The sequence below is a fragment of the Micromonospora sp. II genome (assembly GCF_001709195.1).
Lineage (GTDB): Bacteria > Actinomycetota > Actinomycetes > Mycobacteriales > Micromonosporaceae > Micromonospora > Micromonospora chalcea.
Genome location: NZ_LYXF01000024.1, coordinates 370,811 through 384,465, shown reverse-complemented (window position 1 = coordinate 384,465; position 13,655 = coordinate 370,811). Strand labels below are relative to the sequence as shown.

At 71.5% G+C, this 13,655-nt stretch carries 10 protein-coding genes; 2 read left to right on the top strand and 8 right to left on the bottom strand.

Features of this window, described 5'->3' with window-relative positions:
- Positions 1–51: 51 nt before the first annotated feature.
- From A8711_RS13475 to A8711_RS13445, 7 genes are all read right to left on the bottom strand, one after another.
- Positions 52–951, bottom strand: a complete 900-nt coding sequence (locus A8711_RS13475; RefSeq protein ID WP_043323180.1) for an ROK family protein — start codon at positions 949–951, stop codon at positions 52–54.
- 95 nt (positions 952–1,046) lie between these two features.
- Entirely contained in the window at positions 1,047–2,501 is a 1,455-nt protein-coding gene (locus A8711_RS13470; protein ID WP_069088402.1) for an argininosuccinate lyase, read from the bottom strand.
- A 47-nt stretch (positions 2,502–2,548) separates the two neighbouring features.
- Positions 2,549–3,370: a creatininase family protein gene (locus tag A8711_RS13465; protein ID WP_043323177.1), complete on the bottom strand. Its 822-nt coding sequence runs from the start codon at positions 3,368–3,370 to the stop codon at positions 2,549–2,551.
- On the bottom strand, positions 3,358–5,106 hold the full coding sequence (locus tag A8711_RS13460; protein ID WP_064445576.1) for an iron ABC transporter permease: 1,749 nt from the start codon (positions 5,104–5,106) through the stop codon (positions 3,358–3,360). Before A8711_RS13460 ends, A8711_RS13465 begins: the two co-directional genes overlap by 13 nt.
- Complete coding sequence (locus tag A8711_RS13455) at positions 5,103–6,176, bottom strand: ABC transporter ATP-binding protein (protein WP_043323172.1); 1,074 nt, start codon at positions 6,174–6,176, stop codon at positions 5,103–5,105. Before A8711_RS13455 ends, A8711_RS13460 begins: the two co-directional genes overlap by 4 nt.
- Positions 6,177–6,237: 61 nt before the next feature.
- Positions 6,238–7,290, bottom strand: a complete 1,053-nt coding sequence (locus A8711_RS13450; RefSeq protein ID WP_064445575.1) for an extracellular solute-binding protein — start codon at positions 7,288–7,290, stop codon at positions 6,238–6,240.
- A 262-nt stretch (positions 7,291–7,552) separates the two neighbouring features.
- Positions 7,553–8,701, bottom strand: a complete 1,149-nt coding sequence (locus tag A8711_RS13445) for an ROK family transcriptional regulator (protein WP_043323169.1) — start codon at positions 8,699–8,701, stop codon at positions 7,553–7,555.
- Positions 8,702–9,209: 508 nt separating this feature from the next.
- On the opposite strand from A8711_RS13445, the gene A8711_RS13440 reads away from it, so the two are divergent.
- Positions 9,210–11,930: a sugar-binding protein gene (locus tag A8711_RS13440; protein WP_069088401.1), complete on the top strand. Its 2,721-nt coding sequence runs from the start codon at positions 9,210–9,212 to the stop codon at positions 11,928–11,930.
- Positions 11,931–12,014: 84 nt separating this feature from the next.
- On the opposite strand, the gene A8711_RS13435 is transcribed toward A8711_RS13440, so the two are convergent.
- The gene (locus tag A8711_RS13435) at positions 12,015–12,590 is read right to left on the bottom strand and encodes a VanZ family protein (RefSeq protein WP_069088400.1); all 576 of its coding nucleotides are present in this window, start codon (positions 12,588–12,590) and stop codon (positions 12,015–12,017) included.
- Between the two features lie 635 nt (positions 12,591–13,225).
- Between A8711_RS13435 and A8711_RS13430 the strand changes: the two genes are divergently transcribed.
- The gene (locus tag A8711_RS13430; protein WP_013286940.1) at positions 13,226–13,522 is read left to right on the top strand and encodes a DUF1540 domain-containing protein; all 297 of its coding nucleotides are present in this window, start codon (positions 13,226–13,228) and stop codon (positions 13,520–13,522) included.
- The last annotated feature ends 133 nt before the right edge of the window (positions 13,523–13,655 follow it).

Sequence of the window (13,655 nt, the reverse complement as noted above, 5' to 3'; positions counted from 1 at the left end):
GCGGGGCGCCCCACCGCGCCCCGCCCGATCCGTTCCCGGCGCCCGGCCCGCTCAGACCACCGCGGGCTGGGCCTCGACGGCCATGGCGAGCGAACCGAGCAGCGCGGCGTCCTGCGCGAAGTCCGACAGCACGATCTCCGGCGGATACGGCAGCGTGTGGGTGAGCCGTTCGGTCAGCAGCGCCCGCACCAGGTCGTTGCCGGCGACGCTGCCCACCAGCACGATCCGCTGCGGGTCGAGCACGAGGCAGCAGGTGACGAGGTGGCGGGCGAGTTCGTCGACGCGTCGGCGGAGCTGTTCGCGTACCTCGCCCGGCTGTTGCGCGGCCGCGCACAGACCGGCGGCCCGGCCGTCCACGCCCAGCCGCTGCGCCAGCTCGTCCAGGGCCCGGCCGGAGAACGTCGCCTCCAGCATCGGTTCCAGCCGGGGCGGCCAGCTGTGGTCGGTCAGCCCGTAGGCGATCTCCCCGGCGGCGCCGTGGCGGCCCGGCAGCACCTCGCCGTTGACGGTGACCGCCGCCGCGACGCCGGTCCCGAGCCCGACGACGAGTCCCGGGTCCGCGTCGCGCAGCGCCCCGAGCCGCAGCTCGGCGTGGGCGGCTGCCTTCAGGTCGTTCGTGACCCGCACGTGCGCCAGGTTCAGGTGGGCGCGGACCGCGTCGGCGAGCCGCAGCTGCTCCCAGCCGGGCACGTTCGGCGCCAGTTCGATGCCCTCGTCGTGGACCACGCCGGGCGAGGCGATGCCCGCCGCGACGAGCGTGCCGCCGGTCTGCTCGGCGAGTTCGCGGGCCCGGTCCAGCGCCCGGGTGAGGGCCTGCTGCGCGCCCTGCTCGGCATTGGTGGGCAGGCGCTCGGAGACGAGCAGCCGGCCGTCGGCGTCGCCCACGCCGATGGCCATCTTGGTGCCGCCGAAGTCGATGCCGAGCAGGCGCGGATTTGCCGGTCGTTCCATGGTGATGTCAGATCGCCCTTCGGGCCGTCGGTCCAGATCACGTGGTCGCCGCGACACGACGTCCGCGACCACGGCCAGCTGCGTCTGTCGCCCCGTCACGGGCCTACCCTCGCCGCGACCGCCTCGGCGAGAGCCGTGTCGGCACGGGTCAGCCGCTCGCGCAACGCCTGCGCCCGCTCCTGCACCGCGTCGAGCATTGTAGACAGTCGTCCGACCTGGTCCCGGACGGCCGCCTCGCCGGGGCCGTCGGCCTGGGCGCGGCGCAGCACGAGTTCGGGGCGGACCGCGGCGGCCAGCAGGTCCCGCACCGCGGCGTCGTCGAGCGTCAGACCCAGCTCGGTGGCGGTGGACCGGACCAGGTCCCCGGTCCAGGTGGCGGGCGCGCCGCCGCGTACCAGCCGGCCCAGCAGCGAGTGGGCGCCCCGGAACGGCAGGCCGTGGCGGGCCAGCGCGTCGGCCGCGGCGGTGGTGGTGGCGCCGGAGGCGACGATCTCCTCACCGGACGGCGGGCGCAGCGGATCCAGCTTCGCGATCAGGCCGCCGAGCAGCGAGAAGAACCGGTACGCCCGGTCGTCGCCCTCCCAGAGCCGGGACTGCACGTCGGTGGTGGCGTTGTTGGAGTCCTCCCACCAGGCGGCGCCGACGTTGTTGAGCACGCTCGCGGCGTCGGCCGCGGCGGCGCCGGCCATCGAGACGAGGTGCTCCAGCACCACCGGGTTGCGCTTCTGCGGCATGATGCTGCTGCCCTGGGTGAACTCGCCGGGCGTGACCACCCAGCCCCAGCTCAGCCAGTCCATCAGCGTGCGGGCCAGCCGGGCCCCGGTGGCGAGCGCCTGCGCGTTGAGCGTGGCGACCCGGACCAGGTGGTCCGCGCCGGCCACCGCCTCGTACGAGTTGACGATCAGCTGGTCGAAGCCGAGCAGGTCGGCCAGCCGCCGGGGCGAGATATCCAGGTCGGTGCCGGCGAACGCGCAGGAGCCCAGCGGCGAGCGGTTCATCTCGTCCAGCAGGTCGGCGTACGCGGCGGCCTCACCGGCAAGCGCCTCGGCGTAGCCGGCGAAGACGTGCCCGATGCTGGTCGGCTGGGCCGGGCGGCGGTGCGTGTAGCCGGTGACCACCACGTCGGCGTGCCGGTCCGCGCGGTCCAGCACGGTACGGCCGGTGGCCAGCAGCGCGTCGAGCACCTGGAGCAGCTGGTCGCGCAGCACCATCCGGAACACGCCGGCGTCGAGGTCGTTGCGGCTGCGCGCGAGCTGCACGCTGAGCTGCGACGGCTCGATGCCGGCCGCGGCGGCGAGCCGCTTCTCCAGCGTGTAGTAGACGTCCTCGACGCTGCCGTCGTACTCCAGTTCCTCGGGCCGGTCCCCGGTGAGGGTGACCAGGCCGCGCAGCATCGTGGCGGCGGCCTCGTCGGTGATCAGTCCCTGCTCGGCGAGCATGACGACGTGGGCCTTGCTGGCCGTGACCATCGCCGGGTAGAGGTGGGCGACGTGGTGGTCGAACACCACCCGGAGGTGGTGCTGTTGATAGACGGTCAGTGACGGGCTCATGGTGGCCTCCCGAGGTGGTGCGTTGTCGTGCGGCGTGCCGCGCGTGGTCATCCGGTCGTCTGGTCCGGCCCGTCGGCGCCGGGGGGCCCGGGCAGCGGCGCGGCGAGCCACGCCCCGACCAGCTCGCGCAGGCGTGCGCCGGCGGTGGCGCGGATCCGGCCGCCGGCCTCCTCCCCGGCCAGCGAGACATGGCCCGACCAGCCCTGCCACGGGTCGGGCCGCGACTCCACGAGCACGTACGGGTACGGGGTGGGCAGTTTCGGCTTCGGCGGCAGGTCCGGCGCGGCGTCCAGGCGCACCGCGTCCGGGTCGAAGCCCAGCACCGCGGAGCTCTCGTACGCGCCGCCGTGCCCCCGGGCGGGCAGCTCACCGAACATCTCGGTGGTCTCGTCCGGGCCGACGAGCTGGAACCAGTTCACCAGCATCATGCTGGCCCGGTGCCGGCCGGAGACCCACTCCATCGCGGCGCGGACGGTGGACATGTTGGCGTCGTGCCCGTTGACCACGAGCACCCGGGGAAAGCCCGCCTCGACGATGCCGGCGAGCACGTCGGCGAGGTAGCCGACGGCGATCTCCGGTCGCAGCGCCACCGTGCCCGGCCACGGCCGGGTCTGGCCCGGGCAGGCGGCGTACGGCGTGGCCGGGAACAGCACCGCCCGGGCCGGCCCGGTGGCCAGTTCCCCGGCGAAGCCCTCGGCCAGGATCAGGTCGGTTCCGATCGGCAGGTGGGGGCCGTGCCACTCGACCGCGCCGACCGGCAGCACCGCCAGGTCGGCCGCCTCGGTCACGGCGGCGAACGCGTGCCCGGGTACCCGGGTGACCGGGAGCAGCCCTCCCCCGGTCCGCCACCGCTCGATCAGTTCGTCCACTGCTCGGCCCTCCGGGTCGCGGTCCGGCTGCTCTCCAGCCGACCGGAGAACCACATCACCACGAAGATGAGCAGCACCTGGAGCATGCCGTAGGCGGCCGCGGTGCCCAGCTCGAAGCTGTACATCCGGTTGTTGATGGCGACCGAGATCGGCACCGTCGACGAGGTGTAGATGAGCACCGAGGCGACGAACTCGCCGACGCCGTGCACGAACGCCAGCAGCGCGCCGGCGAGCACGCCGGGCAGCATCAGCCGCACGGTGATCGTGTAGAACGCGCGCAGCCAGGAGGCGCCGAGGTTACGGGCGGCGTCCTCCAGCGACGGGTCGATCAGCGCCAGCGTCGCGGAGCTGGACCGGAACACGATCGGCAGGAACCGCACGAAGTAGGCCAGCGGCAGGATCCAGAACGTGCCGACCAGCACCTGCCCGAAGCTGAACGCGTTGCCGGTGCTGAACGCCGAGATCAGGTTGATCGCGACGACCGTGCCGGGCAGCGCCCAGGCGATCATCACGGCCACGTCGAGCAGGCCGCGCCCGACGAACTTCAGCCGCCGCACCGCGTACGCGATGAGCACGCCGATCACCACACAGCCCACGACCGCGATCAGGCTCATCTGCACCGAGTTGAGGATCGGCTCGAACGCCTTGGGGTCGGTGAAGATGGTCACGAAGTTCTCGAACGTGTACGTCGGCGGCAGCACCTCGGTGGTCCAGGACCGGTCCTCGGAGAAGGCGACGAGCGCGATCGCGGCGACCGGGGCGAGCAGGACCAGCGTGGCCAGCACCGAGGCGAGCGGCGCGAGCCAGCGGCCGATCGGGTTGGTGATCTCCCGCCGGACCGCCGAGATGCCCTTGGACTGCGACTGGTAGTTGCGCCGTCCCTCGTACCAGCGCATCGCCAGCAGGAAGATGATCGAGACGATGCCGAGCACCGAGGCGTACGCCGAGGCCATCGGCAGGTCGCCGTTGGTGCGGTTGATGTAGATCTGCATCGTCATGGTCTGGCTGACGTTGAACAGCAGCGGCGCGGTGTACGACGCCAGCGACGTCATGAAGACCAGCAGCGACGCCGAGATCAGCGCGGGGGTGAGCATCGGCAGCAGGACCGTGCGCCACACCCGGAACCGGCCCGCGCCGAGGTTGTACGCCGCCTCCTCGACCGACGGGTCCATCCCGGCCAGCGCCGCGGAGGCGGCCAGGAAGAAGAACGGGTACATGGTGAACGTGTGCACCACGAGCACACCGGCGATGCCGTCGAAGGCCAGGACCGGCTTCTCGGTGCCGAGCAGCGCCTGCAGGCCGCGCGGCACGATGCCGATGTTGCTGTAGAGCAGCTGGAAGGACACGGCGCCGATCAGCGGCGGCAGGGCCGCCGGCACCAGGATGAACGCCTCGATGAGCCGCCGGCCGCGGAAGTGGAACCGCTTGAGCAGGAACGCCATCGCCACGCCGACGATGCCGCAGAGCAGCACGCTGGCGGCCGAGATGAACAGCGAGGTGAACAGCGACTCGCGGGCCACCCCGGAGGAGGAGAGGAACTGCAGGTAGTTGTCAGAGCCGTTGGCGCTGACGCTCTCGCGGAAGGTGGCGAACATCGGCTGGACGACGAAGCCCCAGAGCACCAGGACCAGCGGCAGCACCAGCAGGTACGGGAACCAGCGGGAATTGGCCCCGCCGGACAGACGCCGGCCGAGGGCCGCCGCCCAGGCGGGGGCGGTCCGGGTCGCAGCGGTCACGGCTTGACCACCCAGAGGCGCTCCGGTACGAGCCGCAGTCCCACCACGTCGCCGAGCTGCAGGCCGGCCGGCGCGTCGATCAGCGCCGCCATCACCTCGTTGCCGTCCACGTCGACGCTGATGTTGGTGGCCATGCCGGTGAACTCGACGTGGCTGATCCGGCCGCGCATGGCCGCCGTGTCGTCGTCGCCGCCGAGCGCGATGTGCTCGGGGCGCGCGGAGACGAGCGCGGTGTCGCCCGCGCCGAGCCCGTGCCCGGCGGGCGCGCCGACGTCGATGGTGGCGCCGCCGGGCAGGCGCACCGCGACGCTGTCGTCGGTCGCGCCGGTCACCGGCAGGCTCAGCACGTTGCTGCGCCCGATGAACCGGGCCACGAACGCGTTCGCGGGCTTGTAGTAGATCTCGTGCGGGGTGCCGACCTGCTGGACCCGGCCGGACTCCATGACGGCGATCCGGTCCGACATCGCCATCGCCTCGGCCTGGTCGTGCGTCACGTAGATCGAGGTGGTGCCGCTCTCCCGCTGGATGCGCCGGATCTCGGCGCGGGTCTCCTCGCGCAGCTTCGCGTCGAGGTTCGACAGCGGCTCGTCGAGCAGCATGGTGCGCGGGCGGATGACCAGGGCCCGCGCCAGCGCGACCCGCTGCTGCTGGCCGCCGGAGAGCGCGTCGATGCGCCGGTCGCCGTACCCGGCGAGGTGCACCTGTTCGAGCGCCTCGGTGACCCGGCGGGCCTGGTCGGCGCGGGAGACCCGGCGGACCTTGAGCCCGTACGCGACGTTCTGCGCCACAGTCATGTGCGGGAACAGCGCGTAGTTCTGGAACACCATGCCGGTGTCCCGCTTGTTCGGCGTCCAGTGGGTGACGTCGTCGTCGCCGAAGTGGATGTGACCGGAGGTCGGGAAGTAGAAGCCGGCCACCATGCGCAGCGTCGTCGTCTTGCCGCAGCCGCTCGGCCCGAGCAGCGTGAAGAACTCGCCGGCTCCGATGGTGACGGTGACGTCATCGACCGCCGCGGAATCGCTCGACTTGGCGAAGCGCTTACTGACCGCCGTCAGTCGGACATCGATCATTTCGTGGGTCCTTCCAGGACGAAGCCGGGCCGTGCCGCAGCACGGCCCGGTTCCGAGCGTCTTAGCCCTTGCCCTTGATCTGGGCGTTCCAGTGGGTGATCCAGGCGGTCTCGTTCTTGCCGATCACGTCCCAGTTGACGTCCATCGGCTTGAGGTCGAGCTTGGTCAGCCACTCGGGCTTCTCGGCGATCTCGACCGCGGGGATCTGGAAGTAGTCCTTGGCCAGGCTGGCCCGCAGCGAGTCGTCGAAGAGGAACTCGAGGAACTTCTTCGCGCCCTCGGTGTTGCCGCCCTTGACCGCGGCCACGCCGTCGACGAGCACCGGCGCGCCGGAGGCCGGCATGACGTAGCCGAACGGCATCTTCTCGTTGGCCTGCAGCAGGATGTCCTGGAGGTTCCAGGCGCTGACCACGCCCTGCTCACGCGACATCTTCAGGTAGAGGTCGCTCGGGTTGGCGGCGTACTCGACGGTGTTGGCGTCGAGCTTGCGCAGCCAGTCGTAGCCGGGCTGCGGGTTCGACCCGTCGGGGGTGTAGCGCTGGATCATCGAGGCGTAGATCGAGCGCATGGTGCCGGAGGCGGCCACGTCCCGGATGATGATCTTGTCTTTCCACTTCGGGTCGACCAGGTCGTCCCAGTCCTTCGGCGCGGTCTCCGGGGTCAGCGCCTTGTTGTTGTACATGATGACCTCGGGCAGCAGGATCTCGCCGAACCAGCGGCCCTCGGCGTCCTTGTACCGCGCGTCGATCTTCGAGGCGAACGACGGCTGCCAGGACTCCAGCAGCCCCTCGGACGCGCCGGCGGCCAGCCCCTGCTGGGTGCCGCCCCACCAGACCGACGCCTGCGGGTTGGCCTTCTCGGCGCGGACCCGCTCGAGCACCTCCTGGGCGCCCATGTTGAGCACCTCGACCTTGCCCTTGTACTCGGGGTTCTTGGTCGTGAACTGCTCCACGACGTAGTCGGTGACCGACTTGTCGCGGGCGCTGTAGATGACGACCTTCTCGGCCGGCGCGGCGCCGGAGGAGCCGGTGTCCTTGTCGTCGTCACTGCTGCCGCACGCGCTGACGGCCAGCAGCGCGCTGAACGCGACGGCCAGGGCCAAACGACGTTTCATTGGTACCTCCATTTTGCGGGGGAACTATCGGGAGCGGAGAAAGACGGTGTGCGGTACCGGCCCGGGGACGCCGGCGGGTTCGCCGGCCCCCCGGGCTCGGGGTCGAAGGTCCGCGGGTCGCGCCCGGACCGGGGCGCGCCGCATCGCGCCGCGACCTGTCGTCCGGGATCCGGACGCGGTCGCCGCGACGGTGACGGTGGGGTGTGGTGGGTGGGTGTCGGGGTCGGGGTCGGGGTCGTCGGGGGCCGGGGTCGGGTGGTGGTCAGGGAAGCGAGGGGCGGGGCACCGCGGCCGAGAGCGCGTAGCTGATCGCTCCGTGCAGCACTGCCTGGTCACCGAGGGTGGCCCGGCGCACCTCGGTGGGGGCCGGGGTCCGGGCGGAGACGAGGGTCTGAAGCTGGTCGAGGGCCGCGTCGTCCAGTTCCGCGGCGGCGCCGCTGAGCAGCACCAGTCCCGGATCGACGACGCAGGCGCAGGAGAGGATGAGCCCGGCCCAGGCGCCGAGGACCTCGTCGAGGTACTCGCGGGCGGGCGCAGACGTCGCGGCGAGCCGGCTCAGCTCCCGTACCGGCGACTCGGGCCGGCGGCCCGGGTTGAGCGCGACGACCCGCTCCGCGATGGCGTTCACCGACCACCGGGCCTCGAAGTCGCCGACACCGCTGTAGCGACGCTCGGTCGTGCCGCCCAGCGGCAGGAAGCCGACCTCGCCGGCGGCTCCGCTGGCGCCCCGGCGGACCTTGCCGTCGAGCACGAGGCCGGCGCCGATGCCCTCGGCGACGTGGATCAGCAGCAGGTTCGCCACGTCCGCGCCGGCGCCGGCGACGCACTCGCCGGCGGCCATGAGGTTCACGTCGTTGTCGACGACCACGGGTACGCCGAGCCGCCGTTGCACGGACTCGCCGATCGGCCACGCCTCGACCAGTCCGACCGACGGCGCGAGGCGTACCGCGCCGTTGGTGGAGACGCCGGGCACCGCGATCGCGACGCCGCGCAGCGAGGGCAGGTTGTCGCCGACGAGGTCGAGGACGAACTCGCAGACGGTCTCCACCACGTTCGCGCCGAGCCGCGCGACGCGGTGCGCGATGACCGCGCCCTCGCTGTCGGCGATCTCGCAGCTGATCCGGGGTGGCTCCAGCGACACCGCCGCGACGAGCTCGGCGCGGGGGTTGAACTCGAGCATCTCCCGGGGCCGGCCGGTGGTGGGCGCGCCGGGCCCGCGTTCGATGAGGTAGCCCTCGGCGACGAGTTCCCGCACGAGCGCGGTGACCGTGGCCGCCGAGAGGCCGGTCATCTCGGCCAGGTCCACTCGGGACAGCCGCCGGGCCTGCCGGGCGGCCAAGATCACCGAGAGACGCTTGATCTCACGGGACCGCTCACGGCTGACCGGGCTGGTCGGGGCTTTGTCAGACACGCTTTCTTCCTAGTGTGAAAAAAATGAGACGTCAAGTAACGAGATGATCTCGGAGCTCCGGCCAGCGGAAATTTGGGAAGTGGCAAGCCGGACGCGCCAGGCCACCCCGACATGGCGCGCAAAACCGGGCCCTCGCGTCCACATTGGGTGCCCAAAATAGGGCAAAGCGCCCCCTCCGGCTGATGCAGGCCGAGCAGCCGGGCCACTGAGCTGCGGGGATTGTTTCTTCGAATAAGGAAGAAAGTCGTCCGGGCCTATTGACGACGCCTCCGCAAGATCCCTAGGTTACGGCCCGAAGGCCTTCCGGTGGACCGATCCGTCGCCACCGTGTGCACCGCTCACGCCGTGACGGTGCGCGTACACCATCACCCCGTTGTCGAGCACCACGACCAGCGAGGACCCGACAGTCCTCAATGGACAGCTGTCCGCGTCACGACCCGGCGCGCGCCGGGCCCGTGACCCGTCCCCCAGCCGCAGCACTCTCGCTTCGAGACGAAGAGGTATGCCCATGAGATGGCGCACCACGGCAGCGATCGCCATGTGCGGTCTTCTGTCGTTGGGCCTGGCCACTCCGGCCCAGGCCAACCCCCAGAACGCAGCACCGAAGCCACAGGCCAAGAAGTCCGACAAGCCCGTCGACCTGGACATCATGTTCATCGGCGCGCACCCGGACGACGAGGCAGGCCAGCTCGGCATGCTCGGATACTGGAACGAGTATCACGGCATGAAGGCCGGCGTCATCACCACCACCCGCGGCGAGGGCGGTGGCAACGCCACCGGTCTCGAGGAGGGCCCGGAGCTCGGCATCCTGCGGGAGGCCGAGGAGCGCAAGGCCGTCGGCTGGGCCGGCGTCGAGCACATCTACAACCTGGACGCGCTCGACTTCTGGTACACCGCGAGCGCCCCGCTGACCGAGGAGGTCTGGGGCCACCAGGAGACGCTGTCCCGGATCGTGCGGGTCCTGCGGACCACCAAGCCCGAGGTCATCCTCACGATGAACCCCTCGGCGACGCAGGGCAACCACGGCAACCACCAGAAGGCGGCCATGCTGGCCGTGGAGGCCTTCTACGCGGCGGCCGACCCGAAGGCGTTCCCGGAGCAGATCAAGAAGGAAGGGCTCAAGCCCTGGCGGGTCTCCCGCATCTTCCAGACCGGTGGCAGCGGCACCACCGGCACCAACGGCCCCGCCTGCGAGACCACGTTCACGCCGGCCGAGGCCAGCAACGTCATCTTCGGCACCTGGCAGGGCTACGAGTCGGCGCGGCACGACGGCAACCGGTGGAACACGGTCCAGACCTGGGCCCGCCGGGAGTACGTGTCGCAGGGCTGGGGCAACAGCTCCTTCCCGACGACCAACCCGGACGCCATCGGCTGCAACCGGCTGACGCTGATCGACACCCGCACGCCGTACCCGGACCCGAACGTGGGCGCCGGCACCGGCGCGCTGCAGGGCGCCACCCTGCGTGCCCCGGGCGGCCTGCCGCTCGGCACCGAGATCCACGTGCGTCCGCGCACCTGGGAGGCCGTCGGCGGCCAGCCCATCAAGGTGGACACCGTCCTGTACGCCGAGAAGGCCATCCCGGGCGCCAAGGTCGCCCTGGACGTCCCGGCCGGCTGGAGCGTCAGCGGCAACGGCAACGTCGGCACGCTGACCCCGGGCAAGGAGGTCGTGAAGACCTTCACCGTCACCCCGCCCGCGCAGGTCGAGGTGGGCACCCGCTTCCGGCTCAACGCCACGCTGACCAGCAAGAAGGACGGCAGCGGCGTCAGCAGCGCCCAGGTGCAGGGCACCGCTCCGGTGCGCGGCACCCTGGAGCCGCTGGAGGAGATCGCCGACTTCCGCGCCTGGACCGTGCGGAACAAGACCCAGCAGCTCGACGCGCTCATCGAGTCCCTGCTGAACATCCCCAGCGGCGGCACCCGCAGCGTCAAGGTCAACCTGACCAACCACGGCACCCGGGTCGAGTCCGGCTCGGTCAAGCTGAACGTTCCCGCCGGCTTCTCGGTGGCCGAGCAGCGGGTGCCGTACAGCGGCCTGCGGCCGGGCGCCACCACCTCGGTGACGTTCACCGTCAGCAACACCGACACGTCGCTGCCGACGGCCAACCGGGCGCCGGACAACGGCGCCTACCGGGTGCAGATCGAGACCAGCTACGTCGGTGGCAGCGCCACCGAGCCGGGCGCGTTCAACCTGGTCCCGACCACCACGATCCCGAAGGCCACCACCGCGCCGACGGTGGACGGTCACGGGCACGACCACGAGTACACCGGCGAGGTCATCGACATCTCCACCCGCTGGGAGGGCACCGCCGCCCCGGCGTCGGACATCTCCGGCACCGCCCAGCTGACCCACACCGACGACGCCCTGTACGCCATCTTCAACATCACCGATGACGTGCTCGGCACCGTCCTGCCGCCGGAGGACTGCAAGCGTCCGCGGCGTAACGACAACATCGAGTTCGGCATCGACCCGCGCGGCAACTCGGCGAACACCTCCACGGTGTTCAACATGGCGCTCTTCCCGGCCACGAACGACCCGGCCAACGGGAACCCGCCGTGCTTCGCCCGGGAGCGGGACAACCACCAGGGCGGCCCGGAGACCGCGCCGGGTGTGGAGATCGCCTCCGTGGTGACCAGCAACCCGTACACGGGTTACCGGATCGAGGTCAAGATTCCGTTCAGCGTGCTGCCGGACACCATCGACCCGAGCCGGATGGGCCTGAACATCCTGGTCAACGACTCGGACACGCAGGACCTCAGCTCGCAGACCCGGGTCGGCTGGTCGACCTGGAGCGGCGTGCGGGCCGACCCGTGGCGCTGGGGCAACGCGCTCCTGCCGGGCCTGCCGGCGCAGCCGTCGGCGCCGAAGGCTCCGATCATGCCCGACACCGCGGCGCTGAGCGTGGACTCGCCGCAGACCCTGCTGCAGTCCGTCTCGGACGGGGTCGCACCGGGTGGTTACGCCAAGCTGGCGGACAACACGGTGAAGCTCAAGAAGGTCACCCGCACCGCCAACAAGGTCTCGGTGCAGCTCCAGGTGAAGAAGGCCGGCACCGCCCGGGTCTTCGTCTGGGACGGCAGCCGGGTCGTGGCGCAGACCCAGGCCAGCCTGCGGAAGGACGGCACGCTCGTCCTGCCGCTGAGCGGGTCGCTCCCGGCCGGCACCTCGCTGCTCGTCTCGTACGAGAGCGGTGGCGCCACCACCGCTCTGGCGAAGAAGCTGTGCTGACCGGACGGTGAACGCGTCGACCTGACGCGCTGACGCGATGGGCCGGGCCGTGAGGTCCGGCCCATCGTGCCGTATCCGGGCCGTTCAGCGTTTCGCCGCCGGCACCGGCAGGGGCCGGTCCGGAGACGCCGGGGCCGGCCACCAGCGGCGCGAGGCCAGCGCGGCCAGTCCGGCGCCGGCGGTGTTGAGCAGGACGTCGTCCACCGAGGACACCCGGTCCAGCCGCAGGACGTACTGCGCGACCTCGACCAGGACCGAGCAACCGGCCGCGAGCGCCAGGATCCGCGGCACCGACGCCAGCGCCGCGAACCGCATCGGGCCGAAGAACCCGAGCGCCGCGAACACCAGCAGGTTGCCGACGATCTGGACCGCCACCGTCAGCGGCCCGCTCGCGAGGACGGTCAGCAGGTCCCGCAGCGGCACCAGGCTCACCCGGCCCGGAACCACACCGACGCCGTCCCCCGGGAGCATGATCATCCAGACCCACGGCGCGGTCCCGTAGACGATGCCGACCTCGGCCAGCGACAGCCGCCAGGCCGGCCCGCCGCCGCGCCGGCGCGCGAGGAGCCACACCACCAGCGCGGCCAACGGCAGCGCGGCCACCGTGACGAGCACGACCCCGTTGATCGTGCCGAACCAGCCGTGCCACCCCTCGACCACGCCGCCTCACCTTCTGTCCGCCCGGGGATCCCGCCAGGTCCGACCGGCGCGGACCGGCGCCCCGGCCCGCTCAGGGTGCCATCCTGCCCGCCACCCCGCGGGCCCCCGCCCCGGGCGGCCCGCGCGGACGACAGCCCGGCGCACGGGCACGACGCGGACCCCCGGCCGACCCACCGCCGCCGACCGGCGCGGGCGCACAATTCCGTGTACGGAACCGGCGCTGCGGAAATTCGATTTCCGCCCCGGGCGGCGAAACCAATTCCCGGCTCCGGAGCGCCGATTTCCGCACATCAATTCACCTCCCCGATCCGGCGCATGACCCTCGGCGCGCTCCAGGCCGTTCGCCGGACCGCACCCTGCGCTCGGACCAGCGCGGACGGGGCCAGCGCACGCCCACCTCGCACCGGCAAACAAAGGCTTTCCTTACAAAGGTAAGCCTCATCTTCGCCCGCCCGGGAGTTCGCGCGGGATCGACGGTTTACCGCCGCCGACGCCGCATTCCGCTGCTATGGTGAGCATGATCCTCACTTCGGGCGGACAGGTTTGAAGCCCCGCTCGCAGGGCCAATACCGAATGGCATTCGAGCACCACGAGGCCGGCCGTCGCACCGCCGGCCCGCATGACTTGGAGGCACCATGAAGACGCTGTTGCAGTCTCCGCCGGTACGTGAGTGCGCCGCCACGGCGTGCAGTTTCAACGACAACGGTTGTCACGCGCCCGCGATCACCGTGGCGGCGAGCGCCGACGCGGCGTCCTGCGCGACGTTCGTCGAGTCGTCGCTGAGCGGCGGGATCGCGGAGGTCACCGGCGCGGTGGGCGCGTGCGCGCGGGCCGAGTGCGTGTTCAACACCAACCTCGCCTGCACGGCCGAGTCGATCACGGTGGGCCCCGGCGCCACCGTCAGCGACTGCCTGACCTACCAGCCCGCCTGACAAAGCGGACACCCACGCCCGTACGGGTCACGACGGTCACCGTCGTGACCCGTATGCGTCTCCGGCACCCGACCCGCCGTTGCACAGGTAAGGCTTACCTACTACCGTCTGACCTGGGCCGACTTCACCCCTT

Excerpts from the sequence above, each read along its gene's own strand:
- A8711_RS13455 (WP_043323172.1), bottom strand. The coding sequence starts at position 6,176 with ATGATCGATGTCCGACTGACGGCGGTCAGTAAGCGCTTCGCCAAGTCG.
- A8711_RS13475 (WP_043323180.1), bottom strand. The coding sequence starts at position 951 with ATGGAACGACCGGCAAATCCGCGCCTGCTCGGCATCGACTTCGGCGGC.
- A8711_RS13450 (WP_064445575.1), bottom strand. The coding sequence starts at position 7,290 with ATGAAACGTCGTTTGGCCCTGGCCGTCGCGTTCAGCGCGCTGCTGGCC.
- A8711_RS13440 (WP_069088401.1), top strand. The coding sequence starts at position 9,210 with ATGAGATGGCGCACCACGGCAGCGATCGCCATGTGCGGTCTTCTGTCG.
- A8711_RS13470 (WP_069088402.1), bottom strand. The coding sequence starts at position 2,501 with ATGAGCCCGTCACTGACCGTCTATCAACAGCACCACCTCCGGGTGGTG.
- A8711_RS13430 (WP_013286940.1), top strand. The coding sequence starts at position 13,226 with ATGAAGACGCTGTTGCAGTCTCCGCCGGTACGTGAGTGCGCCGCCACG.